The organism is Streptomyces sp. NPDC005302 (genome assembly GCF_040607345.1).
Taxonomy (GTDB): Bacteria; Actinomycetota; Actinomycetes; order Streptomycetales; family Streptomycetaceae; genus Streptomyces.
In genome coordinates this window covers 257,692-281,528 of record NZ_JBEXGN010000005.1, presented here as the reverse complement: position 1 = coordinate 281,528, position 23,837 = coordinate 257,692, and the positions used below count along the sequence as shown (strand labels likewise).

Below are 23,837 nucleotides of genomic sequence, written 5' to 3'. Positions count from 1 at the left end.
GGCCCCGTATGTTTCCGAGGCGCACTTGACCCCGGGGGGACCATGGAATGCATGGCTGATCGATTCATCGAAGTCTCGCTGGTCAAGCGCGATGTGCACTGCACCGCGAAACTCCTCGACGACCGCGCGCCGATCACCTGCGCGGCGGTGTGGGACGCCCTTCCGCTGAGCGGCGACGTGTACCACGCGAAATACGCACGCAATGAGATCTACGCTCTCTTCCCCCCTTTCGCGATATCTGAGCCACCCCTGGAAAATCCGACAGTTACCCCTATTCCAGGAGACCTCTGCTATTTCGCTTTCGCGGGAACGGAGCTGGGCACCAAGGCCTACGGCTACGACGCGGACGTCCGTCCCGGCACGACGCTGGTCGACCTCGCCCTCTTCTACGAGCGCAACAACCTGCTCCTGAACGGGGACGTGGGCTGGATCCCGGGCATCGTCTGGGGCGAGCTGGTCGACGGCCTCGACGAGATGGCCGAGGCCTGCAACGACCTGTGGCGGACCGGCGCCGCGGGGGAGACGCTCAGCTTCCGGCGGGCCTGAGGCCCACCGTGCCGGGGGCCGCCGGGGGTGCGACCCCGGCGGCCCCCGCCTCGTACAGCGCGTGCGCCGTCCGCAGGACGAGATCGTCCCGGTGCCGGGCCGCGACGATCTGCAGCCCGGCCGGCAGTCCGTCGCCGTCCACGCCGACGGGGACCGTCGCGGCGGGCTGCTGCGTCAGGTTGAAGGGGTACGTGAACGGCGTCCAGCCCGTCCAGCGGCGCAGCCCCGAGCGGGCCGGCACCTCGACGCCCGCGGCGAACGCCGTCGACGGCAGCGTCGGCGTGACCAGCACGTCGTACGTCGTGTGGAACAGCCCCATGCGGCGGCCCAGCGCCATCCGGACGTCCGTCGCGGCGAGGTACTCCAGCGCGCTGTACCGGGCGCCCCGGCCGCAGATCTCCCGCAGCCCCGGATCGAGCAGGGCCCGCCGGTCGGGCCCGAGCTGCTGGGTCACCCGGGCCGCCCCGCTGAACCACAGGGTGTGGAACGCCTCCACCGGATCGGTGAAGTCCGGGTCGGTCTCGGTGACATGGGCGCCGAGCCCGGCGAGCCGCTCCACCGCCCGCCGTACCGCCGACGCGACCGCCGGGGCGACCGCGACCTGCCCGCCGAGGGAGGCCGAGTACGCGACGCGCAGACCGCGCACCCCGCCGGCGAGGGCGTCCACGAAGGATCCGCCCGCCGGGCCGAGCGCGGACCAGTCGCGGGCGTCCGGCGCGCCGATCACGTCGAGCATCAGCGCCGCGTCGGCGGCGTCCCGGGTCATCGGGCCCACGTGCGCGAGCGTCCCGAAGGCGCTGGCCGGATAGAGCGGCACCCTGCCGTACGTCGGTTTCATCCCGAAGATCCCGCAGAACGCGGCCGGTATGCGCACGCTGCCACCGCCGTCCGTGCCGAGCGACAGCGGACCCGCGCCGAGCGCGACGGCCGCCGCGCTGCCCCCGCTGGAGCCGCCCGCGGTGCGCGAGACGTCGTACGGGTTGCGGGTCACGCCCGACAGCGGCGAGTCCGTGACCCCCTTCCAGCCGAACTCGGGGGTCGTCGTCTTGCCGAGGAACACCGCGCCGTGCTCGCGCAGCCGGGCCACCGACGGCGCGTCCTCGTTCCAACGCCCCTGCTCACTCACGGTCTTCGAGCCGCGCAGCGTCGGATGCCCGCGCAGCAGCAGGATGTCCTTCACCGTGACGGGCACCCCGTCCAGCAGGCCGATCGGCTCCCCGCGCCGCCAGCGGTCCGCCGAGGCGCGGGCTTGGGCGAGGGCGTCGTCCGCGAGGAGGCGGACGAACGCGTTCACGGCGGGCTGCACCCGCTCGGCCCGTTCCAGGGCGGCGCGCGTCACGTCCGCGGGGCTGAATTCGCCCTTGCGGTACCCGTCGACGAGTTGTACGGCGGTCAGCTCGGTGAGTTCCGACATCGGCCCCTCCACGGCGGTTCAGTGTCCGGGTACGTACCCACGCTTCTTGTCGACCACGTTCCGCAGGGGCTTACCCGCCGCCCAGAGGTCGTACAACTCCAGGAACTGTGTGCCCAGTTCGTCCCGCCAGCCGATGGTGTCCCCGCTCATGTGCGGCGACACGATCAGACCCGGGAGCTGCCACAACGCGCTCTCGGGGCCCAGCGGTTCGTGCTCGAAGACATCGAGGGCGGCGCCCGCGATCCAGCGCTTCGACAGCGCCTCGGCGAGCGCCCGCTCGACGACGAGCTGACCGCGCCCCACGTTGATGAAGCGGGCGGAGGGCTGCATCATCCCGAAGCGCCGCGCGTCGAACATGCCGTGGGTCTCGTCGGTGAGCGGCGCGGCGCACACCACCCAGTCGGCGCGGGCCATCAGCCTGTCCAGCTCCGCCGGTCCGTGGATCCCGGTGCGCGGCGTGCGTCCCACCAGGGCCGTGGTGACGCCGAGTGCCTTGAGCGTCCGGACGATCGCCCGCCCGATGGGCCCGGAGCCCACCACGCAGGCCCGGGTGCCGGCCACGCGCTGCGACTCGCGGTGGCGCCACGAGCGCTCGCGCTGGAGGTCCCAGGTCCGCGGCAGGTCCTTCGCCATGGCGAGCACCAGCGCCGCCACGTACTCGGCGATGGGCTGGTCGAACACCCCGCGCGCGTTCGTCACCACCGTGTCGCAGGCGGCGAGTTCGGGGCACATCAGGCGGTCCACACCGGCGCTCGCGGTGTGCACCCAGTGGGGCCGCGGACCCTCGCCCGGCCACGCGCGGCGCACGGCGTCCGAGGCGAAGTCCCACACGAGCAGCGCGTCCGCGTACGGCAGCTTCTCCGCGAGCGTGGAGTCGTCGGCGTGCTCGACGCGCACCCGGCCGGTGAGACGGCCGAGGCGGGGGAGGGGATCGGCGTCCAGGACGAGCAGGGTGGTCCCGGAGGACGAGGGGGAGGACGGGGCGGGGGACATACGGGCGTTCATCGGGAGAAACCGTTTCGCAATGCGAGTCCGCTTTTCTGAGGTGTCCTGAGGCGAGATGGCCGGGGGAGCGTGCGGGCGAACAGGGGTCGAGGCCGTCTGAGATGCGCGGATTGACCACGCTCGCACCCGAACCTACCTTCGTCAACACGGGCCCGCACACGGTCCGTTGCCCGCCTGTTTCCCTTCGTGAGGCCGGTGCCAGCCATGGACGTTTCCTTTCTCGGCGGTCCGCATCCGCAGCGCGGGGTCGGCGTCGTCGCCCCGTTCGACTTCGCCCTCGACCGTGAGCTGTGGCGCTGGGTCCCGGCCGAGGTCTCCCTGCATCTGACCCGCACCCCGTTCGTGCCGGTCGAGGTCAGCCTGGACCTGGCACGGCTGGTCTCCGAGCACGAAACGCTGGGCGACGCGGTACGCGCCCTGAACGCGGTCGCGCCCGAGGTCGTCGCGTACGCCTGCACCTCCGGCAGCTTCGTCGGCGGGGTCGCCGGGGAGAAGGCCATGTGCGAGGCGATGACACGGGCGGGCGCGCTTCCCTCGCTCACCACCTCCGGCGCACTCCTGGACGCCCTCACGGAACTCGGTGCCCGCCGGATCGCCCTGGTCACCCCGTACACCGTCTCTGTCACCCAGTCCCTGGAGGAGTACCTCGCCGAGGCCGGCATCACCGTCACGGACCGCGCGTTCATGGGCCTGACCCGGCACATCTGGAAGGTCCCGTACCGCGACGTCGCCGACATGGCCCGCCGGGCGGTGCGCGGCCACGCCGACGCCCTCTTCATCAGCTGCACCAATCTTCCGACGTACGACGTCATCCCCCAGCTGGAGGCCGAGCTGCGGATCCCGGTGATCTCGGCCAACCAGGTGACGATGTGGGCGGCACTGCGCCAACTGGGTACCCGAGCGGTGGGCCCCTATCAGCGGCTGATCGATCAGGCCGCCCGCAGGGACCCGGTACTGCCGGAAGAACAGGAAGGTTGGGCATGACCGCACTCGGATTCCTCTACCCCGGCCACTCGGCCGAGGACGACTACCCGCGCATGGAGCAGCTGCTCGGCAGCGACGTCAGGCTGGGCGTCGTCCACACGGACATCGGGGAGGACGCCCACCGCGTGGACGCCCTGCTCGAGATGGGGTCCGCGGAACGTCTGGAGGCGGGCGTCGAGGAGCTGCGCCTGTCCGGTGCCGAGGCCGTGGTCTGGGCCTGCACCAGCGGCAGCTTCGTCCGCGGCTGGCAGGGCGCCCACGAGCAGGTCCGCGGCCTCGCCCGGTCGGCGGGCATCCCGGCGTCCTCGACGTCCTTCGCCTTCGCGCACGCCGTCCAGGAGATCGGGGCGCACCGCGTGGCGATCGGGGCGACCTACCCCGAGGACGTCGCCGCGCTCTTCGCCGCGTTCCTCAAGGAGGCGGGCGCCGAGGTGGTGGCCGTGAGCGCCTCCGGGGTCGTCACCGCGGCCGAGGTCGGCACCTGGGAGTACGGCCGGGTCCTCGCGCTGGCCCGCGAGGTGGACCGCCCCGACGCCGAGGCGATCCTCCTGCCGGACACCGCCCTGCACACGGTGTCCCACATCACGGACCTGGAGAAGGAGCTGGGCAAACCGGTCCTCACAGCCAACCAGGTCTCGGTCTGGGAGGCCCTCCGCCTCACGGACCGCCGAGTGAACGCCCCCCAACTAGGCACCCTCTTCACCAGGGAACCCATCGTCCAGGCGTGATCTCTCCAGCCCGGATTCCAGCCCCGCTGGCGTCCGCGTACGTTCCAGCCCCTCAGGCGCTCGCGAAAATTCAGCCCCTCCGGCGTTTGAGGAGCGGGGTCCGGGGCGGAGCCCCGGGAACGGGACGGGCAGGGGCGGAGGGGGCGAAAAAGACTCGTCCCCCCGCCCACCCCCGACCCCCCCCCGGGAGGAACAAGAGGAATAAACGGAGCCACCCTCCTGTTGGCAGCCCCGAGGAAACGATCGCGGAGCAACAGGAGGCACCCCCGGTGGACGAGACGGCCGAAACGGGCGAGATCCGAGGCACGGCACAGGGCACGGCCCCGGTACCCCTCTCCGTACTGGACCTGGTCACCGTGGGCGCGGGCCGCACCGCGACCGACGCTCTGCGCACCAGCGTCCAGATCGCCCGCCTCGCGGAATCCCGCGGCTTCCACCGCTACTGGGTGGCCGAACACCACTCGATGCCGGGCGTGGCCAGCTCCTCGCCCGCGGTGATCCTCGCCCACCTGGCCGCCCACACGGACCGCATCCGGCTGGGCTCCGGCGGCGTGATGCTCCCCAACCACGCCCCGCTGGTCATCGCGGAGCAGTTCGGCACCCTCGAAGCGATGGCCCCGGGCCGCGTCGACCTCGGCCTCGGCCGGGCCCCGGGCACGGACGGCGCCACGGCCGCGGCCCTGCGCCGCACCGAGCGGCTCAACGAGGGCGCCGACGACTTCCCCGAGCAGCTCGCGGAACTCACCCGCTTCCTGGACGACGACTTCCCCGACGGCCACCCCTACGCGCGGATCCACGCCGTCCCGGGCCCCGTCCAGTCCACCTCCCCCGGCGGCGTCCAGTCCCCGCACCGGCCGCCGATCTGGTTGCTCGGCTCGTCCGGCTTCAGTGCCCGGCTCGCCGGCGTGCTCGGCCTGCCCTTCGCCTTCGCCCACCACTTCTCGGCGCAGAACACCGTTCCCGCGCTCGACCTCTACCGGGAGTCCTTCCGGCCGAGCGCGGTCCTCGACGCCCCGTACGCCCTCATCGGCGTCTCCGCGCTCGCCACGGACGACGAGCGGGAGGCCCGCCGCCAGGTGCTGGCCGCCGCTCTGAACATGGTCCGCCTGCGCACCGGCCGCCCGGGACTCGTCCCGACGCCCGAGGAGGCCGAGGCGTACGAATTCAGCCCGATGGAGCGGGAGTTCATCGACTCCTGGAACGCCAACGTCATCCACGGCACCGCCGACGAGGTGCGCACCGGACTCGACGACCTCCAGAAGCGCACCGGGGCCGACGAGTTGATGATCACGGGCAACGCGCACAGCGGCGACGTACGCCTGCGCTCCTACGAACTGATCGCGGACGCCTACGGGTTGCCGAAGGCCCAGGGCACCGAGGCCTGAGCGCAGGTCCGCGGACCCGGGGACGGAACAGGTACAGGTCGGCCGCCGGGCGGCCGACTGGGCCGCCCCGCTCGGGGCCCGGTCAGGCCAGCGGGCAGGCGCCCGAGGTCAGCAGTGCGGAGATGCGGTCCGGTGCCACCGGCCGGGAGTACAGCCACCCCTGGCCGGTGTCGCAGCCGATCCCGCGCAGCCGGGACGCCTGGGAGGCCGTCTCCACGCACTCCGCGGTGACGGTCAGCCCCAGCCGGTGCGCGAGCTGGATCAGCGCCTCGACGATGACCTCGTCGGCCGGGTTGGGGTGGGCGGAGGTCCCGTCGGCGTTCTCGTACTGGAAGCCGCGGACGAAGGAGCCGTCCAGCTTCAGCACGGACACCGGGAGCCTGCTGAGGTAGGCGAGGTTCGAGTAGCCGGTGCCGAAGTCGTCGATCGCGATGCGGACGCCCATGTCGCTGAGTGCCTGGAGGGCCTGGAGCGGGCGGCCCGCCGAGCCCATCACCGCCGACTCCGTGAGCTCCAACTGCAGGAGATGCGGGGCGAGTCCGGTCTCCGCCAGGATCTCGGCCACATCGGCCACCAGATCGGAGTCCCAGACCTGCCGCACGGCGACGTTGACGCTGACGAAGAGCGGTGGCGCGTCCGGATGGTCCAGCTGCCAGCTACGGGCCTGCCGGCAGGCGGTGGCCAGCACCCAGCGGCCGAGCTGCACGATCGAACCGTCCTCCTCGGCCAGTCCGATGAACCGATTCGGCGTCAGCATGCCGAACCGCGGGTGGTTCCAGCGGACCAGCGCCTCCACCCCGTGCACGCCGCCGTCCTCCATACCCACCAACGGCTGGTACTCCAGCGCGAATTCACCGCGCTCGACGGCGGACCGCAGGGTGGACGACAGTGCCTGGCGGGTCATGCGGTGCGCGTTGCGCTCCGGGTCGAAGAGCGTCCAGCGCCCCTTGCCGTCGGCCTTCGCCCAGTACAACGTGGTGTCGGCGGCCTGCATCAGGCCCGTCGCGGTCGTCCCGGTGGCGCGACGCTCGACGACCCCGATGGACGCCGACAGCGACAGCCGCTGACCCGACAGGTCGAACGGCGCCTGGAGCGCCTTCAGTACGGACTCGGCGAGGTCCGCCACCTGCTCGGTGCCGGTCGAGTCCTCGACGAGCAGCGCGAACTCGTCGCCGCCCAGCCGTGCCACCAGGGGAGACGTGGCCCGGGCGTGCCCGGCCTCGTCGGCGCAGCGCGTCAGCCGCTCGGCGACGGCCGCGAGCAGCCGGTCCCCGACCCGGTGGCCCAGCGTGTCGTTGACCGCCTTGAAGCCGTCGAGGTCCAGATAGCAGAGCCCGATCCGGCCGGTGCCGCCGTCCTCGTACGCCTCCGCCTCCAGGGCGGCCGTCAGACGCTCGAAGAACAGCGTGCGGTTGGGCAGCCGGGTCACCGGGTCGTGCATCTGCAAGTGCCGCAGCCGGGCCTGGAGTTCACGCCGCGGACCGATGTCGGCGACCGACACCAGGACGGCCTCCTCCTGCGGGGGCAGCGGGGTGACCGTGATCTGCACCCAGAGGGAGTGGCCGTCGGGGTGCTTGAGCCGGCGGGTGCAGCGCAGCCGTGCCTGTCGGCCGCGCAGCACCTCGCGGTAGGCGTGCCAGGTCCGGGCGTCGGAGGCCAGGTCCACCAGCTCGGAGGCGGACCGGCCGGCGAACGTGCGTGCCTCGACGCCCAGCAGCGTGGCCAGCGACTCGTTCGCGGTGACGACGGTGCCGTCGCGGTCGACGACGGCCATCGCGAGCGGGGCGGTGGCGAACGCCGCCTGGAAGGTGCGGGGTGACGTTCCGTCGGGAGCCGCCGGCTCCACGGGCATTCCCGGTGACACGGAGGACACGGGAGGCAGGGGAGGGGCGGATGTGCCGGGGGAGGACCCGGCGGACGGACCAGAAGACGTGTCGACGTGACGCTCTGTGACGGTCGGCCGGACGAGGTCTCCCGCGGGCGCCGGCCCTTCGGACGTTCCGCTCACCGCTCGCTCCCGCAGTGCACTCGTTCTTCGTATGGGTCTCTCGGGTGGTCGGCCGGACTGGGCGGCCGCACAAGCCGTGTCGGTGCAGGAAAGTGTGCCGATCATAGAGGCTGGCTTCGGGACGGTGCAGCCCCTGTCCAGTGTCCCGGAACAACCACCCGTTCTGACAGATCGTTTCTGCCTGCATCTGGACGGGTTCCTTCCCCTGCCGACCGCATGTGACGTTCCGTGAGTGGTCGGGGGTGTCGTGCCGTAAGCCCTCTCACTCTTCTGGTGCAGACAAACAGGGCGAAGTAATACAAATACACACAGGCTGGGTGCGGTGTTCCGAAATCCGCATCCGGAGGTCGACGTGCCGCGTCCGCTCCCCCTGGGGGTTCTCACTCGTGGGGCCCTGCGTGGCCTCGCCCGTGACGGGCTGCCCCGCTGGCGCAGTACCGCGGCCGCGTTCACCTCGATGACGGCGCTCGCCGCGACCTCCCTGGTGCCCGGCCCCGCGCTCGCCGAGCCCTTGGCGGACCCGTGCGCCCTGACGCGGACCGGGGCGCACCACTCGGAGGGCGTCGACACCTGGAACTCCGGCTATGTGCGCCCCACCCGCCCCCTCGACGCCGTGATGGTGTTCCTGTCCTTCCCGGACTCCACGCCGACCACCACCCCGGCGGAACTGACCGGCGACTACTTCCCCGCCACCAGCCGTTTCTTCGAACGCGCCTCGTACGGCAGGTTCACGGTCCGACCGCATCCGCAGCACGCCTGGATCCAGATGCCGCACGCCTCCACCTCGTACGCCATACAGCGTGACTGGAACGCCACCGACCGGGCCGCCTATCTGCGCGACGCCCTCGCGGTGTCCGACCCGCAGATCGACTTCTCGCGCTACGACGTCGTCTACTTCGTCGCCGACCCGGACGCGCCGGGCGTGGACTCGGACGCCACGAAGGTCGTCAACCTGGACACACCGCTGCGCGCGGACGGCAAGAACATCCGCCGCGTCGTCACGGTCTTCGAGAAGCACCCGCCGGACCGTCTCGTCCTTGCGCACGAGACCGGCCACGTCTTCGATCTGCCCGACCTGTACCACCGCCCGGAGGACGGCACGGGCGACTGGGACACGTACGTCGGCGACTGGGACCTCATGGGCAGCCAGTTCGGCCTCGCGCCGGACCTCTTCGGGTGGCACAAGTGGCGGCTGGGTTGGCTGGAACCGAACCAGGTGGCGTGCGTACGCGGCTCGGGAACCACCCGTCTGACGCTGGAGCCGCTGGGCGCCGGACCGACCGGATCGGCCGGATCCGCGGGTTCGGCGGTGCGCCCGGTGGGCGGTACGCGTGACGTCGGCTCGGCCCGGGCCTCGGCCGGGGCTTCCGGCGGGGCGGCGGGGAGTTCCGGCGGGGCGGCAGGGCCCGGGGCCGGGGCGCTGGGGGTCGCCTCCCTTCCGGGCACGCGGACGTTCGGTGTGGGGCGCGGCACCAAGCTGGCGGTCGTCCCGACGGGCCCCGGCAGCGCCCTCGCCTTCGAGGCGCGCGGGTCGGTGGGCAACGACGGCTCGACCTGCACTCAGGGAGTTCTCGTCTACCGGGTCCGCAGTGGCACAGAGTCGGGCGGCGGCCCCATCCAGGTCCTCGACGCCCACCCGCACACCGAGGCCTGCTGGGAGGACTCGGTCTACCCGCCGCTGGCGGACGCGCCGGTGAGCCTCGGAGAGAGCTTCACGGTGCCCGGCGAGCATGTCCGGGTCGAGGTGGAGGACCGGACCGCGTCGGGTTCCTGGACCGTCAAGATCACGACGGGCTGAGCGGGCGCCACGGCGCCGCGGCACGAGCTGCGGTGTTAGGGGCGGAAGCCGGCGGGCGAGCTGCTGCGGCGCGGGCCGAAGCCGGTGGGGGTGGGGGGAAGGGGAGGGCCGAGGCGGAGGGCCCGGGGAGGGGAGAAACGACGAGAGCGGGACGCTCGCGTTTCCGCGATCATCCCGCTCTCGTTGGCGTGCGCCGCCAGGGACTCGAACCCCGGACCCGCTGATTAAGAGTCAGCTGCTCTAACCAACTGAGCTAGCGGCGCCTGCTGACGTCGTAGACCTTAGCATCCTGATCGGCGGGAGGAAAAATCGATATCCGCACCGCCGCCGACACCGCCGCACGGGCCGCCCGCACGGCCGCCCAGAGCAGGATCTCGGGCCCGGGGAGCCAGGGCTGGCGGGTGTCGGGAGCGACCAGCCAGCGCGCGTCGTGCCGGCCGGAGTCCGCTGTGACGCCGGGCGCGGCGAGCGCCGGAACGGTCACCGCGTCCCCGGTGCCGTGGCAGAGCAGGGGCGGCACCTCGCGGCAGCGCCCCACGTGGCCGCCCGCGGCCTGGTCCTCTGCGGAGCCCCGTCCCTGCGAGCCCCACTCCTCCCAGCGCATCAGCGACGGCAGCCGCTGGGCGGTGCCGGGGGCGGCGAACAGCAGCATCCGCCCGCGGTACGCCGCCACCGGGCCCGAGCCCGGCCCGTCGTCCCAGAGCCGGTCGAGCATCCGCCGGCCGAAGAGCGACGGCGCGCTGACGATGTCGAAGGCGCTGCCGCACGGCAGCACGACCGGGGCGTCCGGCCGCTCCGCCCACAGGGCGAGCGTGCTGCGCGGATACGTGCCCGCCGAGGCGAGCCAGGCGGCTCCCTCGGAGGTGACCCCCGAGGCGTCACGCCACTCGGGCAACGGTGTTCCGGGGCTGTGCGGGGTGCTGCTGGCCGGGTTCCGTGTGCTGCTCATGACGTATACATCTACCGGCGGTGAGCGGGTCGTTCCGGAGGGTTGCGAAAAACCGGGACAGGACCGGGTGGAGGGGAGTATCTTGCCCACCTGGCATATGCCAGCGATCTTGTGCCGACCGGGGACACCTGATCACCGGCCCGCCTGCGGACGGTGTCCCGTGACAGCCCCGGAACCGGCGGCCGTACGGCTCCCGGTCGGCGGGTACGGGAGCCGCTCAGAGGGCGTCGGACACCCCGTGGCCGTGGCCGCCGCCCTCGGCGCCGGAGAGCAGGTCGCGGCCGAACTCGACCATCTTCTTCGCGTAGTCCTCGGTCCACTCGGCCCGCTCGGCGATCTCCGCCGTGGTCAGCCGGTCGAAGCGGCGCGGGTCGGCGAGCTGCGCGGCCGCGATGGCCTGGAACTCGAGCGCCCGGTCCGCCGCGGCGCGGAACGCCTGCGTCAGCTCCGTGGCCCGGTCCAACAGCGCGCGGGGATCGTCTATCGACTCCAGGTCGAAGAAGTGCTCCGGGTCCCCGGCGGCTTCCGCGGGCTCGAAGAGCAGGGGCGCGGGGCGAAGCCGCGGTTCGTTCCGACGCGGCGTGGGCTCCGCCATGTCTTCTCCTCCTCGTACGGTTCAGGTGCCCCTCTCGGAAGAGGGCCACCGTCCATTGTCCCCTGTGGCGCAAGTGGGCCCCCGGGGGCCGGGCGCGCCCCCTGTGCGGGTGCCCGGTCCGCCGGTTCACGCCGGGTCCGTCCGGAATGGGCCGGTCCGCGGTCCGTGCGGTCGCGGAGCCGGCGATCAGGGGCGCCAGGCCACCCGATGCTCCTCCAGATGGGACAACACGGAGTGGTTGGCTTCCCAACCGTCCGGGAACTTCACCGTGACGCCCAGCTGGACGGGCTCGGTCGAGGGGTGGTCGTCCAGCAGGTCGCCCACACCCTCCCGGCACACCACGATGCAGGCGTGCCGGTGCCGGGAGGCGAGCACGCACAGCCGTCCGGTCTCCAGATGGAACGCCGTGGCGTCCGGGCGCCCCGACAGGGGATGCAGGACGACCGTGACGTCGAACTCCCGTCCCTGGAGCCGGTTCGCCGTGTCGACGGTGACGTCCGTGACCCCGAGGGCCGCCAGTGCCGCACGTACGGCCGCGGCCTGGTCCCGGTGCGCGGTGCCGACGGCGATACGGCCGGAGGTCAGCGGCACCGGATCCGGCGCCTGCTCCGAGGTGGCGGCGCCGCCCCGGTCGAGCAGCCGCCGGACGACCTCGGCCACCGCCCGTACGGCCTCCGGGTCCGTGCGCGGTGTGTGCCGGGCGGGGAGCTGGAGCAGTCCCCAACCGGACTCCGCCGCCTCGTCGATGACCCGGTCGGTCCCCGAACCGTCCGACGGGACGCCGAAGTTCAGCCGCCGGTCGGTGTGACCGGTGCCGCTGCGGAACGGCGTGTACGGGTAGAAGGCGTCCGAGACGAGCGGGGCCGCCGACGCGGGCAGCCGCCAGGACACCGGCAGCCGGTGCTGCGGCAGATGCGGATTGTGGGCCAGCAGCGTGGTCACCGCGGATGCGGACGGGTCGTACGACAGGCCGGCCCACTGCTCCGAGCCGACGATGGAGAACGGGTCCAACTGGCCGGGGTCGCCCACGAACAGCGCCCGCTCGAAGAGTCCCGCGACGGCGAGCAGCGCGTCCGAGCGCATCTGGTACGCCTCGTCGACGATCGCGTGCCGCCAGGGCTCGACCCCCTTGACGTGCGCCCACTTCGCGGCGGTGGAGATGACGACGTCCAGGCCCGCGAGGTCGGCCGCCTTCGTCGACTTGCGGACCTGGTCCAGGCCGTCGAGCGCCTTGTCGTACGGGTCGGAGTCGCTGCTGTGCAGCCGCCCCACGGGCACGTCCGGGGCCTTCTCTGCGATCCGCAGCACCAGGTCGTCGACCTGGGCGTTGGTCTGCGCGATGACCATCAACGGGCGCCCCGCGGCGGCCAGTTCGAGGGCCGCCCGGACCACGAGCGTCGACTTCCCGGCGCCGGGGGGCGAGTCGACGACGACGCCGCGGTCGGTGCCGTGCAGGGTGTCGCGCAGGATCGCGTCGGTGGCGTGGGCGGCCTCGGCACCCGGGTCGAAGACCGCGGTCACAGGACGTCCTCCTCGGTCACCGGGTCCGGCAGCGGCAGGGCGTCCGGCTCACCCGGCGGCCCCCCGTGCGTCCACGGCGTGTCCTCCGGGTCGGGCAGCTTGGCGCCGCCGCGCTGCTCGTGCTCGAAGAGGGTGAAGCAGACGAGGTCCCCCTTCTCCGGCAGGGACCCGGCCTCGGGTTCCTTGCCCCGCCCCATCTTGTCGGTGATCCGCAGCACCAGGGCGGCGCCCTCGTCCTCGTAGCCCACGAACTCGGCGGACTGCGGTTTCCCGCCGAGCGAGCGGTACACCTTGGCCCGCTCGCCGAGGTGCGGGCGGTCGTCGGTGCGGACCGTGACCAGCGGACGGGGACTCGGCCGCTTGCCCTCGCTGTACGCCATGACGACGTCGGTGACCTCGCCCGCGAAGGCCTCGCCGGCGAGCCGCCGGCCCGCCATCACCAGCGGGTCGTCCAGCGCCTCCTGTGCTTCCAGGCGTGCCTGTTCCCGTTCGCGCGTGGCCAGTTTGTTCGCCGCGGTGACCGCGTCGTCCCGGCGCGGCTGCGGCGGTTCGCCCGCCACCACCCGGTCGCGGTGACCGGTGAACGACCAGCGGTCGCGGGTCCACCGGTCGGCGGCGCGCGGTCCCTCCGGCAGGGCGCGCAGCAGGTCGAGACCCTGCCACACCGCGTCCCAGGTGGGCCGGGTGACGCTCGCGACGAGATCGCGGATCCGCCGCTCGGCCGCGGTCAGTTCACCGAGCCGGTCGTCCGCCTCGATGCCGTCCTCGGCGGCGGCGAACGCCGTCCGCGCGCGGTCGTACGCCTCGATGGCGGGAGCGAGCAGCTGGTTGTCGAAGGCCGGGTCCGTGGCGGGGCCGGCGGGCGGCCGGACGAGCTGGCCGCGGGCGTCCCGCTGGAGCTCGGCCCGCACCGCCGCCTCGGCGCCCGGCTCGCCCTCCGGCGGATCGATCCAGGCGAGCAGCGCCCCGAGATGCTGGTCCTCCAGGCTGCTCTGGCCGGTGGCCCAGTGCCGGGACAGCACGTCGGTGAGGGCGAGGAGCAGCGCGGAGCCGGGCACCCGGGCCCGCTCCCCGAAGTGAGTGAGCCAGCGCCCGGACAACGGCACCCGCGGCGGCGCCGGATGCGGTGCCTCGGGATCCTGTTCGGCGGTGCGACGGAACCGGGTGGACCGCCCGAGCAGGCGGACGAACTCGATGGCCGACCGGCCCGGCACGATCAACTGCGGTGCGTCCGTGCACAGTTCGACCTCGACCTTGACGCGCTTGCCGGTCTCCGGGTCGGTGTCGCTGCGCTCGGCCGCCTCGACCACGTCCGCGAAGGTGTCGATGTACGGCAGGAAGACGTCCGCCAGCTCGGCGAGGAACGCGAACCGCAGGTCGCGGTCGCGGGGCTGCGGCACGACCAGCAGCCGCGGCGCGTCCCGGTCGGTGCCGACGAGCGCGCCGAGCGGCGCTCCCGCCTCGCCCGCCGTGGTCAACGGCACGAAGACCAGCGGCCGCTCGATGAGATGACGGTGGAGCACGGTGGCGGTGGGCTGCGCCCGGCCGCTCTCGACGGCCTCCAGCCGGGCGAGCGTGGAGATCAGCGACATACGCCCGCCTCCCGGCCGTCGCCCGACGGCACCTGCGCCGGTACGGCGGCGACCGCAGTGCCCAGCGCCTCCGCCCGCAGCAGGGCCGCTCTCCGCAGCGCCGCGACGGCCGGATCCGCCGGATCGCCGGCCCGTCCGTGCGCCGCCGCGAGGACGTCGGTGACCGTCGTCAGACCGCCCAGCTCGGCGCGCAGGGAGCGGCCCAGGGAGGTCACCACCCCCCGCGCCCGGGAGCGGGCCCGGCAGTGGAAGGCCAGCTCGCAGGCGGACAGGCACTCGGGCGCGTACGTCGCGGGGACCGCCTCGACCGCCGTGAGCAGCTCCTCGGCGGGGAGGTCGGGGGAGAAGCAACTGCCCTCGGGCAGGGCCGCCGCGATGTCCTCGACCCGGGTGAGGCGGGCGAGCTGCCGGCGGGTGACGGCGCGCTGCTTGCGTACGTCGACGGCCGAGGCGGTGGGGAGGTTGGAGAAGTCCTTCGGGCAGACCAGCAGGACCCGGTGGCGGACCTCGGGGACGGGATCGAGGCGGGCCGCGACCTCCTCCAGCGCGAGGACGTACACCGCGGACTGCCGGGCGGCGGCGCCCACCTTCGCCGGGTCGGCCGAACCGTCCAGCATCGGGAACGACTTGATCTCGACGACCGTCCAGCCGCCGTCGGGGTGCACGACCACCGCGTCCGGCTCCAGGAAGGCGGCGGAACCCGCCACGTCCAGGGCGAGCATCGGATGGTCGAGCAGCGTCCAGCCGCCGGCCTCGGTGGCCTCGCGCAGGGCGAGGGCCGTGCGTGCGGCGCGCCCCTCGGGGCCGATCGCGCTCAGGTCGGGCACGGCGCCGGAGCCGGGCGGCTCGGCGCCGGGGTCGAGCTTCTCGTGCACCAGCCGCAGCAGTTCGGCACCGCCGTCGGCCTTGACCCGGGCCTCGAAGGCGTTGCCCCGCATGAAGGCGAACTGCGACTGGCCGAACGCGGACGGCGCACCGAGCGACTCCGCCAGCTTCGCCTTGTCGACCCCCGCGCCGTCCAGCAGGGCCCGGCGGTCGCAGCCGGGATTGGCGGCGAGCGCCGCGAGGGCGCGCGCGTCCAGTGCCTTCGGCGGGACGTCCGGGCCGCGCAGCTCAGCGAGCTGCTGCCGCAGCGCCGTCCCCCGCGTCCGCGGGAGAGGCACCCGGCTCGGCTCCCGGTCCGGATCGGGACTCGCGCTGTCGGGGGATGCGTTCACCCGGGGAAGTCTGGCACCCCGCACTGACAATCGCGGAACCCTCGCCCCGCGCGACACCCGCGACCCACGGGACACGGCCCTCGAAGAGCGACCACAGCCGGTTCGCCGTGCGCATCACGAACGGGGTCAGCAGCAGGCCGACGCCCATCACCGCGGCGCCCGCGACGGCGTCCAGGAAGTAGTGGTTGGCGGTGCCCATCACGACGATCGTGGTGAGCAGCGGATAGGCGACACCGGCGACCTTCGCGGCGGGCGTACGGCCGTGGCGCCACAGCATGACCCCGCACCACAGGGCCCAGCCCACGTGCAGGCTCGGCATCGCCGCGTACTGGTTCGTCATCCCGCCCATACCGCGCGGGGCGCTCGCCTCGCCGCCCCACCAGCCGTAGTCGCTGTACTGGGCCATCGTGTCGACGAAGCCGTGCCCCGGGGACAGCAGGCGGGGCGGGCACGTCGGCAGCAGCGTGAAGCCGATCAGGCCGATGAACGTGGAGGTCATCAGCCAGGTGCGGGCCGCGCGATAGCGCACCGCCCGGGAACGGAACAGCCAGATGAGGATCGCGGGCGTCACCAGGTAGTGCAGTGACGCGTACCAGAAGTCGGCGGGCACGCCCAGCCAGGCCTCGTGCGTGAACAGCCGGTTCAGCGGGTGCTCGGCGTTGAGACGGAGGACCTTCTCGATCCGCAGGATCTGCAGGCCGTGGTCCACGGCGCCGGCGGTGTCGCCCCGGGCGAGCAGCCGGCCCGCCGAGTAGCACGCGTACACCAGGACTATCAGCGGGAGCTCGGTCCACCAGCGGAGCCGGCCCTGCGCTGCCGCGGACCGGCGCAGGTCGGTCCACCGGCGCAGCCGGGCGCGTGGTGCCGCCTCCGTACGCGGTGCATCGGTCTGCGGCATCCGATCGCCCTCCCCCATCTGCTCGTGGCCCTTCGTCCGTCGTGACCCGACAGTCTGCAGTCTGCTGACGGCGGTGTGTGGCCACATGGGATTTTACGGTGCGTACGGCCGCCCCGAAGGGGCGCCCCCGGTCCTCAAAGACGCGGAGGTCGCCCCAGGGGTTGCCTCGCGCGCCGGTGCGCGATGATGGAGTGACCGACTTGTCAGCGGTTCCGAGTGGCCGTCCCCTCGTGCCGCCCGTTCCGGAAAGGCTCCTCTCCATGGCACCGCGCATCCTGCTGGCCCGGCACGGACAGACCGAATGGTCGCTGTCCGGAAAGCACACCGGCAGGACCGACATCCCCCTCCTCGAAGAGGGACGGCGCGGCGCCAAACTGCTGGGCGAGCGGCTGCACCGGGCGCCCCTGGACGGACTCCCCGGTGTCGAGGTGCGCACCAGCCCGCTCGTCCGCGCGCGGGAGACCTGCGAGCTCGCCGGTTTCGGTGACCGCGCGGACACCTGGGACGCGCTCATGGAGTGGGACTACGGCAGCTACGAGGGCATGACCCCGGCCGAGATCCAGGCGGCCCGCCCCGGCTGGTTCATCTGGCGCGACGGGGTCCCCGGGGGCGAGACCCTGGAAGAGGTCACCGCGCGCGCGGACGAGGTCGTCTCCTGGGCCCGCTCCGCCGACCGTGACGTGCTGGTCTTCGCCCACGGCCACATCCTGCGGTCCATAGGCGCCCGCTGGCTCGGACTCCCGCTGGACTTCGCGGCCCGCGTCCGCCTGAACCCGACCTCGCTGTCGGTGCTCGGCTGGGCCTACGGCGAGCCCGCCATCGAGACCTGGAACGACTGCGGACACCTGAGCGCCTGACCGGCGGCATCGCTGCCGACGGGTGTCACGCCGTGCGCGGCAGGCTCGCGTGGCGGTCGAGGAACGCCGAGACGCCCGAGGCCCTGCGGTGCGGGAGCAGTACCCGGGCCGTGCCCGCCAGCATGGTCTGGATGCGGGAGGACTGGACCTCGCTCAGCAGCTCCAGGACACGCAGCCCGGCGACGGCGGCCTCGTCCGGACGCCCGCCGCGCGCCAGGTCGTCGGCGAGCTCGGCGGTGTAGAGGGCGATGTTGCGGGTGAAGTGCGGGTCCTGGAGGTCGGCCGCGCGGCGGGCGTGCCGGGCGGCCCGGGGCCAGTCGCCCAGCATCGACCAGCACTGCGCCTCGAGACCCTCCAGTTCGGCCTCCCCGTAGAACGTCATCCACTCGGGGTCCGTCCCGGCGGGGCCGCGCTCGTAGAGGGCGTGCGCGCGGGCCATCGCCTGCTCGCAGCTCCTGCGGTCGGCGAGTCCCGCCCAGCCGCCCGCCTCGCGCAGCGCGAGCAGCGAGAGCAGGCGGGGGGAGCCGAGGGGGCGGGCCGCGCGCTGGGCCGCCTGGGCCGCGCGCACTGCCTCGCGCGGGCGGCCCGCGTCACGGGCGAGGAACGCCGTGTTGCAGAAGGCGTGGGCTTCGAGCCCCCCGTCGTCGGCCATCCGCGCGGTCGCGAGCGCCTCCGCGTAGTGCGAGCGGGCGTCGTCGAAACGCCCGGAGTCGTGGGCCAGCCAGCCCACCGAGATGGCCAGTTCGCCCGCGCCGGAGTACAGCCGGTCGGCGGTCGCCTGCCGGGTGGTGCCGGCGTCGAGCAGCTCGTAGGCGGTGCGCAGCGGTGCCGCCGCGCGCCGGTACAGGCCGTCGGCCCCGTGCCGGTCGTCGAGCAGCCGGATCTTGCGGACCGCGTCCTCCAGGGCGCCGGCCTCGGAGGTCCCCGCGCGGTGGACGCGCCGTCCGGCGGCCGCGGCGCTGTTGCCGAAGGCGACCGCGAAGGGTCCCAGTGAGGCCGCCGCCACGGTGGCGGTGCCTCCCGTCATGAATGCGCGACGCTGCACGTCGCTCTCCTCGTGGTTCTGATCGTGTTCCTCGTACGGGGCGTACGGATCGCACCCGGGATGCGGGTCGTACGGAGCGTGCGGATCGTGTGCTGCGTACGGGGTCTGCGGCTCGTGGGGGGTGGGGTGGTGCGGGTTCGGCGTCTCATACGTCCCGGGCGCCTCGTCCGTCTCATACGAGGCGGGCGAAGGGCTCGTGAGGTGCTGCGGGGGCGCCTCGTCCGTGCCACGCGCCCCGCGTCCGCGTACCCATGAGCGGGGTGCGAAACCCAGGTCGGTCAGCGTGCGGCCGGGGAACATGTGCAGGAACACCCGCTCGTACGCGTAGTTGGGACAGCGGATCTCGCCCGCCTCGACGCGCCCGATGTAGCGCGCGTCGCAGCTCACCCGCTCGCCGATGTCGCGCGCGGCCCGCCGGACCAGCGCGGCGAACTCGCCGGGGGAGCGCTGGCCGCGCAACCGCCTGAAGGCGAGATTCGGCCGGGGTGGCCGGGGGGACGGGGACGAGGTCACCGTTGACGACGCCATGGCCGGGCCCTCTCTTGCGAACCGTCGAACCATGCAGGAAGCGTGGCGAGTTGCCCGGGTTGTGCCCAGTAGGTGCCCTGCTTCCGGCGGGCAAGAACGTACCTGCTGTGACGAGGCCACCACGCTGGGTTTGGCTACAAACCGGATATCTCATCCACGATCTGCCATGAACTGCCATCCTTTGCGGCGGAGTTTCGCCGTAGCCGTTGACGTCCTGGCGCGTTGAACCCGTTGGACCGGGAGCCGCCCGAACTCCCGACCCACTCGTCATGAGGAGGGGTTCCGTTGGAGGCCGGGATGCAGATCAGGCAGAGCATCGAGTCACGTACACCACTGTCGACGGCACAGCACAGACCGTCCCCGGACCACGGCGCCCCCCAGCGCCCGGTCGCCGAGTGCGATCTCGTGACCGTTCCGGCACGTCAGGGGTTGGAGGCGGTCGACATCCTGCGCCGCGGCGCCTGCGACGCCGTGGGGCCCGTGCTGCACGACGACGACTGCGACACCCTCGGCTTCCTGGTGCCGCCCGGCACCGCGGACGCCTGGGACGTGCCGGGCAGCACCTGCACACAGACGGAGGGGCGCGGTCTGCGGCTGGCCCCCCGGCCCCCGGTCGAGGGCTCGGACTGGCTCCTGCCGCCCGGCGAGGCCGACCTCGCCACCGACCCGGCGGTGCTCCGGGCCGCGCTGGGCGAGGCCGCCCGGCTCATCGAGGCCGCGGACGGGTGCCGGTGACGCGGCCGGCCCACGGCCGTCCGTCCCCGGTGACCCGCCGCTGAGCCGAGCCGCCCGCGCCCCCCGATAATGGCGGAATGGCACGGGCGAAGAACCAGCGGTCGGACGACCGGCGCGACACGGGACGGGGCGCGCGGCGCGGTCAGGCGGCCGAGGCGGTCGTCGAGACCGTCGACGGCGGGCTCGCCGAGCTGCTGCCCGACCGGGACCGGGCGCGCGGCTGGACGCTGCTCATCGACGGCGCCCCGCAGTCCCACGTGGACCTCGACGACCCGTCCTACCTGAGCTTCGAGTACCAGCGCCGCCTCGGCCACGTCATCGACCTCGTCGCGCCGGCGGGCAAGCCCGTGCAGGCCGTGCACCTCGGCGGCGGCGCCCTGAGTCTCGCCCGCTACACCGCCGCGACCCGCCCCCGGTCCACCCAGCAGGTCGTCGAGCGTGACGCGGCCCTCGTCCAACTGGTCCGCCGCGAACTCCCGTTGGATCCGAACGCCCGGATCAGGGTGCGGTCCACGGATGCGCGCGAAGGGCTCGCCAAGGTGCCCGACGGCTGGGCCGACCTGGTCATCGCGGACGTCTTCAGCGGCGCACGCACCCCGGCGCACCTCACGTCCGTCGAGTTCGTCACGGAGGTCCGCCGCGCACTGAAGACCTCCGGGGTCTACGCCGCGAACCTCGCCGACGGACCGCCGCTCGCCCACCTGCGCGGCCAGATCGCCACCGTGGCCGCCGTCTTCCCCGAACTCGCCCTGATCGCCGACCCGGCGGTGCTGCGCGGCAAACGCTTCGGCAACGCCGTCCTCGTCGCCTCCGGGCTGCCGCTCGCCGCCGCGGAACTCACCCGCCGCGCGGCCTCCGACCCGCACCCCGCGCGGGTCGAACACGGCAGGCAGCTCACGGACTTCACGGGCGGCGCCGTACCGGTCACCGACGCGGCGGCCGTGGCGTCACCGGCCCCGCCGCCCTCGGTCTTCCGCTGACCCGCCGACCCGCTGACCCGCCGACCGGGACGCCGGGAGTCCGGAAGTCCCGGCCGGGTCCCGCCGGAGGTCAGTACGTCCCGATCTCCACGCGCGGCGGTCCGTCGTGCCAGGTGCAGAACACCGACACCCGGTCCGCGCCCGAGGTGTACTCCACGCGGATCCACGACTCGGTCTTCCACACCTGCATCGACCAGCCGGCCTTCGGTGTCGCGGAGACCAGCGTCGCGTAGGCGGGCCCGATGTCGAAGACCGCCCGGCCGCCGTCGGTGTCGTAGCTCTTGACCTTGCCGGACGCGCTCGGGGAGGCGGGCGGGCCGCTGCCGCTCGGGGACGCGGACGCCCTCGGTGTCGCGCCGGCCCGCGGTGTCGCGGACGGACTGTCCGGCGCCTTCTTCGACGGTTCGGCCCGGTGGGTCGAGGAGGCCAGTGGCTTCGACTCCCGCGCCGTCGCGCCGGCCGCCGTGATGGGCAGGGCGCGCGGGGGGTCGTACGCCGTCCCCGTCATCACCGTGTGCACACCCCACCACGACAGCGTGACCGCCGCGCCCGTGGCGAGCGACCACGCGAGTACGTGTACGAGTCCTCTGCGCATCGCCGCCATACTGCACCACGCGCCCCACGGGTGTCTCGGGGACCCGGCACCGCCGGGAGGCTCCGCGGACCTCCGGCCGGGATTGTCCACAGGTGCCCGGAAGGGGTTGTCCACAGGCGCCGTGGGGCATCGCCCGGATGGGCTACGGTGCCGCCCATGGCAAGTGTGCTCGTGGTCGAGGACGACCAGTTCGTACGCTCGGCCCTCATCCGGCACCTGACCGAGGCCGCGCACACCGTGCGCAGCGTCGGTACGGCCCTGGAGGCGCTGCGCGAGGTCGCCCATTTCTCCTTCGACGTCGTGATCCTCGACCTCGGACTGCCCGATCTGGACGGGTCCGAGGCGCTGAAGATGCTGCGCGGCATCACCGACGTACCCGTCATCATCGCCACCGCGCGGGACGACGAGACGGAGATCGTCCGCCTGCTGAACGACGGAGCGGACGACTACCTGACCAAGCCCTTCTCGGTCGAGCACCTGTCGGCGCGGATGGCCGCGGTGCTGCGCCGTTCCCGCACGAGCACGGCCGACGCCCCGCCGTCCACGGTCATCCGCGTCGGCGGCCTCGCCATCGACCCGCTGCGCCGCCAGGCCGAGCTGGACGGCGTACGACTCGACCTCACCCGGCGCGAGTTCGACCTGCTCGCCTTCCTCGCCGGCCGCCCCGGAGTCGTCGTCCCGCGCAGGGAACTGCTCGCCGAGGTGTGGCAACAGGCGTACGGCGACGACCAGACCATCGACGTCCATCTGTCCTGGCTGCGCCGGAAGCTGGGCGAGACGGCGGCGCGACCGCGCTATCTGCACACCCTGCGGGGCGTCGGCGTGAAGCTGGAGCCGCCGAGGGCGGAGCGACCGCTGTGAGGTGGGCCCTGGTCAAGGTCTGCGTGGCGGTGACGACGATGGTCGTCGTCGCCTTCGCGGTGCCGCTCGGCCTGGTGATCAAGGAGATGGCGCGCGACCGGGCGTTCTCGAACGCCGAGCGGGAGGCCGCCGCCATCGCGCCCGCGCTCTCCATCACCACCGACCGGGACGAGCTGGAGCGCGTCGTCGCCTCGGCCGGCTCGGACGCGGGCATCGGCGTGCACATACCCGCCGCCGACCGTGAGCCCGCGGTCGAGATCGGCAAGGGGCTTGCCGCCGCCAAGGACATCGCCATGACCCGCAAGCTCGGCCGGGCCTCCACCACCGAGGTGGCCGGCGGCTCGACCCTGCTCCAGCCCATCGCGCTCAGCTCCGGCGAGATCGCGGTCGTCGAGGTGTACGTCCCCGAGGCCGAGGTCAGCAACGGCGTGGGCACGGCCTGGGCGGTCCTCGCCGCGGTGGGCATCGCGCTCATCGTCGGCTCCGTCGCGGTCGCCGACCGGCTCGGCATCCGGATGGTCCAGCCCGCGCAGCGCCTGGTCGAGAGCGCGCACGAGCTGGGGGAGGGGAAGCTGGGCGCCCGGGTGCCCGAGGAAGGGCCGACCGAACTGCGCCTGGCCGCCGTCGCGTTCAACTCGATGGCCGACCAGGTCGTCCAACTCCTCGCCAACGAGCGGGAGCTGGCCGCCGACCTCTCGCACCGCCTGCGCACCCCGCTGACCGTGCTCCGCCTCAACGCGGCCTCGCTCGGCGACGGTCCGGCGGCCGAGCAGACCCGGGCCGCCGTCGCGCAGCTGGAGCGCGAGGTCGACACGATCATCCGGACGGCCCGGGACGCCAAGCCGCAGACCGCGGCGATCGGCGCCGGCGCCGGGTGCGACGCGGCCGAAGTGGTCCGTGAGCGCATGGACTTCTGGTCGGCGCTCGCCGAGGACGAGGGCCGCAAGGTGCGGGTGGCCGGGGTGGACCGGCCGGTCCGCATCCCGGTGGCCCGCGCGGATCTCGCGGCCGCGCTCGACGCCCTCCTCGGCAACGTCTTCCGGCACACCGCCGAGGGCACGGCCTTCGCGGTCGACGTGCACAACGGCGAGGACGCGGTGATCTTGCTGGTCTCGGACGCGGGCCCGGGCATCGTGGACCCGGAGGCCGCCATGGCGCGCGGCGGGGGCTCGGGCAGCGACGGCTCGACGGGCCTCGGCCTGGACATCGTGCGCCGGCTCGCGGAGTCGACCGGCGGTGACGTACGGATCGGCTCCTCCGTCCTGGGCGGAACCGAGGTGCGCATCTGGATCCAGCTGGACGGCCGCGCCCCGGTCCGCCGCGGCCACCGGGGGACCGTCCGGCGCCGCAGGCGCGGCGCGGCTGTGAGCTGAGCACGGTCCCGCGCGCACCGCGGACCGGCCGTGTGACGCCGGGAACGCCGGCCGGTCACCGCCGGGTGCCGAGCCGTTCCGTCCTCGCGCCGCCCCGTCGAACCGCCCATATTGGTCTCGACCTTTAACCGTCCCCGATGCCTTCCTTAAGCGGACCCTAAGATCCGCAACCGCCGTCCGGATGGGCCGGTTTGACCGATTCCGGATCGCTAGCGTGTGCCGC

At 73.4% G+C, this 23,837-nt stretch carries 21 protein-coding genes and 1 tRNA gene; 10 read left to right on the top strand and 12 right to left on the bottom strand.

The window, feature by feature from the left end; genetic code table 11:
* The first annotated feature begins 51 nt into the window (after positions 1-51).
* Positions 52-546, top strand: coding sequence for a DUF3830 family protein (locus ABZT74_RS09900; protein WP_356176741.1), 495 nt, complete (start codon positions 52-54; stop codon positions 544-546).
* On the opposite strand, the gene ABZT74_RS09895 is transcribed toward ABZT74_RS09900, so the two are convergent.
* Together ABZT74_RS09895 and ABZT74_RS09890 are read right to left on the bottom strand one after the other, a co-directional pair.
* Entirely contained in the window at positions 527-1,960 is a 1,434-nt protein-coding gene (locus ABZT74_RS09895; protein WP_356433958.1) for an amidase, read from the bottom strand. The genes ABZT74_RS09900 and ABZT74_RS09895 overlap by 20 nt on opposite strands.
* Positions 1,961-1,978: 18 nt before the next feature.
* Positions 1,979-2,965: a D-2-hydroxyacid dehydrogenase gene (locus ABZT74_RS09890; RefSeq protein WP_356433956.1), complete on the bottom strand. Its 987-nt coding sequence runs from the start codon at positions 2,963-2,965 to the stop codon at positions 1,979-1,981.
* A gap of 204 nt (positions 2,966-3,169) precedes the next feature.
* Here ABZT74_RS09890 and ABZT74_RS09885 point away from each other — a divergent pair, with 204 nt between their 5' ends.
* The 3 genes from ABZT74_RS09885 to ABZT74_RS09875 all read left to right on the top strand — a co-directional run bounded on the left by ABZT74_RS09885 (position 3,170) and on the right by ABZT74_RS09875 (position 6,062).
* Positions 3,170-3,949 (top strand): aspartate/glutamate racemase family protein, encoded by a 780-nt coding sequence (locus tag ABZT74_RS09885; RefSeq protein ID WP_355863021.1) that lies wholly within the window; start codon positions 3,170-3,172, stop codon positions 3,947-3,949.
* Positions 3,946-4,677, top strand: coding sequence for a decarboxylase (locus tag ABZT74_RS09880; protein ID WP_356176735.1), 732 nt, complete (start codon positions 3,946-3,948; stop codon positions 4,675-4,677). Before ABZT74_RS09885 ends, ABZT74_RS09880 begins: the two co-directional genes overlap by 4 nt.
* A 269-nt stretch (positions 4,678-4,946) precedes the next feature.
* Positions 4,947-6,062 carry an LLM class flavin-dependent oxidoreductase gene (locus ABZT74_RS09875; protein ID WP_356171784.1) on the top strand — a complete coding sequence of 372 codons (1,116 nt, stop codon included), beginning with the start codon at positions 4,947-4,949 and terminating at the stop codon, positions 6,060-6,062.
* A gap of 82 nt (positions 6,063-6,144) precedes the next feature.
* On the opposite strand, the gene ABZT74_RS09870 is transcribed toward ABZT74_RS09875, so the two are convergent.
* Positions 6,145-8,070, bottom strand: a complete 1,926-nt coding sequence (locus ABZT74_RS09870; protein ID WP_356433955.1) for an EAL domain-containing protein — start codon at positions 8,068-8,070, stop codon at positions 6,145-6,147.
* Positions 8,071-8,422: 352 nt separating this feature from the next.
* Between ABZT74_RS09870 and ABZT74_RS09865 the strand changes: the two genes are divergently transcribed.
* Positions 8,423-9,868, top strand: a complete 1,446-nt coding sequence (locus ABZT74_RS09865) for a M6 family metalloprotease domain-containing protein (protein ID WP_356433953.1) — start codon at positions 8,423-8,425, stop codon at positions 9,866-9,868.
* A 189-nt stretch (positions 9,869-10,057) separates the two neighbouring features.
* Here ABZT74_RS09865 and ABZT74_RS09860 read toward each other — a convergent pair.
* The 7 genes from ABZT74_RS09860 to ABZT74_RS09830 form a co-directional block, all read right to left on the bottom strand.
* Positions 10,058-10,131 (bottom strand) — tRNA-Lys (locus tag ABZT74_RS09860).
* Positions 10,122-10,817, bottom strand: a complete 696-nt coding sequence (locus tag ABZT74_RS09855; protein WP_356433951.1) for a bifunctional DNA primase/polymerase — start codon at positions 10,815-10,817, stop codon at positions 10,122-10,124. The genes ABZT74_RS09860 and ABZT74_RS09855 overlap by 10 nt, the downstream gene beginning before the upstream one ends.
* 217 nt (positions 10,818-11,034) lie before the next feature.
* Complete coding sequence (locus tag ABZT74_RS09850; protein ID WP_355863033.1) at positions 11,035-11,412, bottom strand: hypothetical protein; 378 nt, start codon at positions 11,410-11,412, stop codon at positions 11,035-11,037.
* Positions 11,413-11,598: 186 nt separating this feature from the next.
* A complete protein-coding gene (locus tag ABZT74_RS09845) occupies positions 11,599-12,933 on the bottom strand; it encodes an AAA domain-containing protein (protein ID WP_356433949.1) in 1,335 nt (444 codons plus the stop codon).
* The gene (locus tag ABZT74_RS09840; protein ID WP_356433947.1) at positions 12,930-14,525 is read right to left on the bottom strand and encodes a hypothetical protein; all 1,596 of its coding nucleotides are present in this window, start codon (positions 14,523-14,525) and stop codon (positions 12,930-12,932) included. Before ABZT74_RS09840 ends, ABZT74_RS09845 begins: the two co-directional genes overlap by 4 nt.
* The gene (locus ABZT74_RS09835) at positions 14,516-15,688 is read right to left on the bottom strand and encodes a hypothetical protein (protein WP_356433946.1); all 1,173 of its coding nucleotides are present in this window, start codon (positions 15,686-15,688) and stop codon (positions 14,516-14,518) included. The genes ABZT74_RS09840 and ABZT74_RS09835 overlap by 10 nt, the downstream gene beginning before the upstream one ends.
* Positions 15,639-16,640, bottom strand: a complete 1,002-nt coding sequence (locus tag ABZT74_RS09830) for a phosphatase PAP2 family protein (RefSeq protein WP_355863039.1) — start codon at positions 16,638-16,640, stop codon at positions 15,639-15,641. Before ABZT74_RS09830 ends, ABZT74_RS09835 begins: the two co-directional genes overlap by 50 nt.
* 260 nt (positions 16,641-16,900) lie before the next feature.
* Between ABZT74_RS09830 and ABZT74_RS09825 the strand changes: the two genes are divergently transcribed.
* Positions 16,901-17,497, top strand: coding sequence for a histidine phosphatase family protein (locus ABZT74_RS09825; protein WP_356171799.1), 597 nt, complete (start codon positions 16,901-16,903; stop codon positions 17,495-17,497).
* A 25-nt stretch (positions 17,498-17,522) separates the two neighbouring features.
* Here ABZT74_RS09825 and ABZT74_RS09820 read toward each other — a convergent pair whose 3' ends face one another.
* Positions 17,523-19,070, bottom strand: coding sequence for a hypothetical protein (locus ABZT74_RS09820; RefSeq protein ID WP_356433944.1), 1,548 nt, complete (start codon positions 19,068-19,070; stop codon positions 17,523-17,525).
* 297 nt (positions 19,071-19,367) lie between these two features.
* Here ABZT74_RS09820 and ABZT74_RS09815 point away from each other — a divergent pair, with 297 nt between their 5' ends.
* Together ABZT74_RS09815 and ABZT74_RS09810 are read left to right on the top strand one after the other, a co-directional pair.
* A complete protein-coding gene (locus tag ABZT74_RS09815) occupies positions 19,368-19,805 on the top strand; it encodes a hypothetical protein (protein ID WP_356171804.1) in 438 nt (145 codons plus the stop codon).
* Between the two features lie 77 nt (positions 19,806-19,882).
* Positions 19,883-20,785: a fused MFS/spermidine synthase gene (locus ABZT74_RS09810; protein ID WP_356433942.1), complete on the top strand. Its 903-nt coding sequence runs from the start codon at positions 19,883-19,885 to the stop codon at positions 20,783-20,785.
* A gap of 70 nt (positions 20,786-20,855) precedes the next feature.
* Here the strand turns inward: ABZT74_RS09810 and ABZT74_RS09805 are convergent, their stop codons facing one another.
* Positions 20,856-21,380 carry a hypothetical protein gene (locus ABZT74_RS09805; protein WP_356433941.1) on the bottom strand — a complete coding sequence of 175 codons (525 nt, stop codon included), beginning with the start codon at positions 21,378-21,380 and terminating at the stop codon, positions 20,856-20,858.
* Positions 21,381-21,536: 156 nt separating this feature from the next.
* On the opposite strand from ABZT74_RS09805, the gene ABZT74_RS09800 reads away from it, so the two are divergent.
* Both ABZT74_RS09800 and ABZT74_RS09795 read left to right on the top strand, forming a co-directional pair.
* A complete protein-coding gene (locus tag ABZT74_RS09800) occupies positions 21,537-22,241 on the top strand; it encodes a response regulator transcription factor (RefSeq protein WP_355863051.1) in 705 nt (234 codons plus the stop codon).
* A complete protein-coding gene (locus ABZT74_RS09795; RefSeq protein WP_356433939.1) occupies positions 22,238-23,614 on the top strand; it encodes a HAMP domain-containing sensor histidine kinase in 1,377 nt (458 codons plus the stop codon). Before ABZT74_RS09800 ends, ABZT74_RS09795 begins: the two co-directional genes overlap by 4 nt.
* Positions 23,615-23,837: the final 223 nt, after the last annotated feature.

Bases quoted from the DNA above. Each gene is read 5' to 3' on its own strand.
- ABZT74_RS09820 (WP_356433944.1), bottom strand. From the start codon at position 19,070: ATGGCGTCGTCAACGGTGACCTCGTCCCCGTCCCCCCGGCCACCCCGG.
- ABZT74_RS09825 (WP_356171799.1), top strand. From the start codon at position 16,901: ATGGCACCGCGCATCCTGCTGGCCCGGCACGGACAGACCGAATGGTCG.
- ABZT74_RS09880 (WP_356176735.1), top strand. From the start codon at position 3,946: ATGACCGCACTCGGATTCCTCTACCCCGGCCACTCGGCCGAGGACGAC.
- ABZT74_RS09805 (WP_356433941.1), bottom strand. From the start codon at position 21,380: ATGCGCAGAGGACTCGTACACGTACTCGCGTGGTCGCTCGCCACGGGC.
- ABZT74_RS09840 (WP_356433947.1), bottom strand. From the start codon at position 14,525: ATGTCGCTGATCTCCACGCTCGCCCGGCTGGAGGCCGTCGAGAGCGGC.
- ABZT74_RS09885 (WP_355863021.1), top strand. From the start codon at position 3,170: ATGGACGTTTCCTTTCTCGGCGGTCCGCATCCGCAGCGCGGGGTCGGC.
- ABZT74_RS09895 (WP_356433958.1), bottom strand. From the start codon at position 1,960: ATGTCGGAACTCACCGAGCTGACCGCCGTACAACTCGTCGACGGGTAC.
- ABZT74_RS09850 (WP_355863033.1), bottom strand. From the start codon at position 11,412: ATGGCGGAGCCCACGCCGCGTCGGAACGAACCGCGGCTTCGCCCCGCG.
- ABZT74_RS09815 (WP_356171804.1), top strand. From the start codon at position 19,368: ATGCAGATCAGGCAGAGCATCGAGTCACGTACACCACTGTCGACGGCA.
- ABZT74_RS09890 (WP_356433956.1), bottom strand. From the start codon at position 2,965: ATGAACGCCCGTATGTCCCCCGCCCCGTCCTCCCCCTCGTCCTCCGGG.
- ABZT74_RS09830 (WP_355863039.1), bottom strand. From the start codon at position 16,640: ATGCCGCAGACCGATGCACCGCGTACGGAGGCGGCACCACGCGCCCGG.
- ABZT74_RS09810 (WP_356433942.1), top strand. From the start codon at position 19,883: ATGGCACGGGCGAAGAACCAGCGGTCGGACGACCGGCGCGACACGGGA.
- ABZT74_RS09800 (WP_355863051.1), top strand. From the start codon at position 21,537: ATGGCAAGTGTGCTCGTGGTCGAGGACGACCAGTTCGTACGCTCGGCC.
- ABZT74_RS09900 (WP_356176741.1), top strand. From the start codon at position 52: ATGGCTGATCGATTCATCGAAGTCTCGCTGGTCAAGCGCGATGTGCAC.
- ABZT74_RS09855 (WP_356433951.1), bottom strand. From the start codon at position 10,817: ATGAGCAGCACACGGAACCCGGCCAGCAGCACCCCGCACAGCCCCGGA.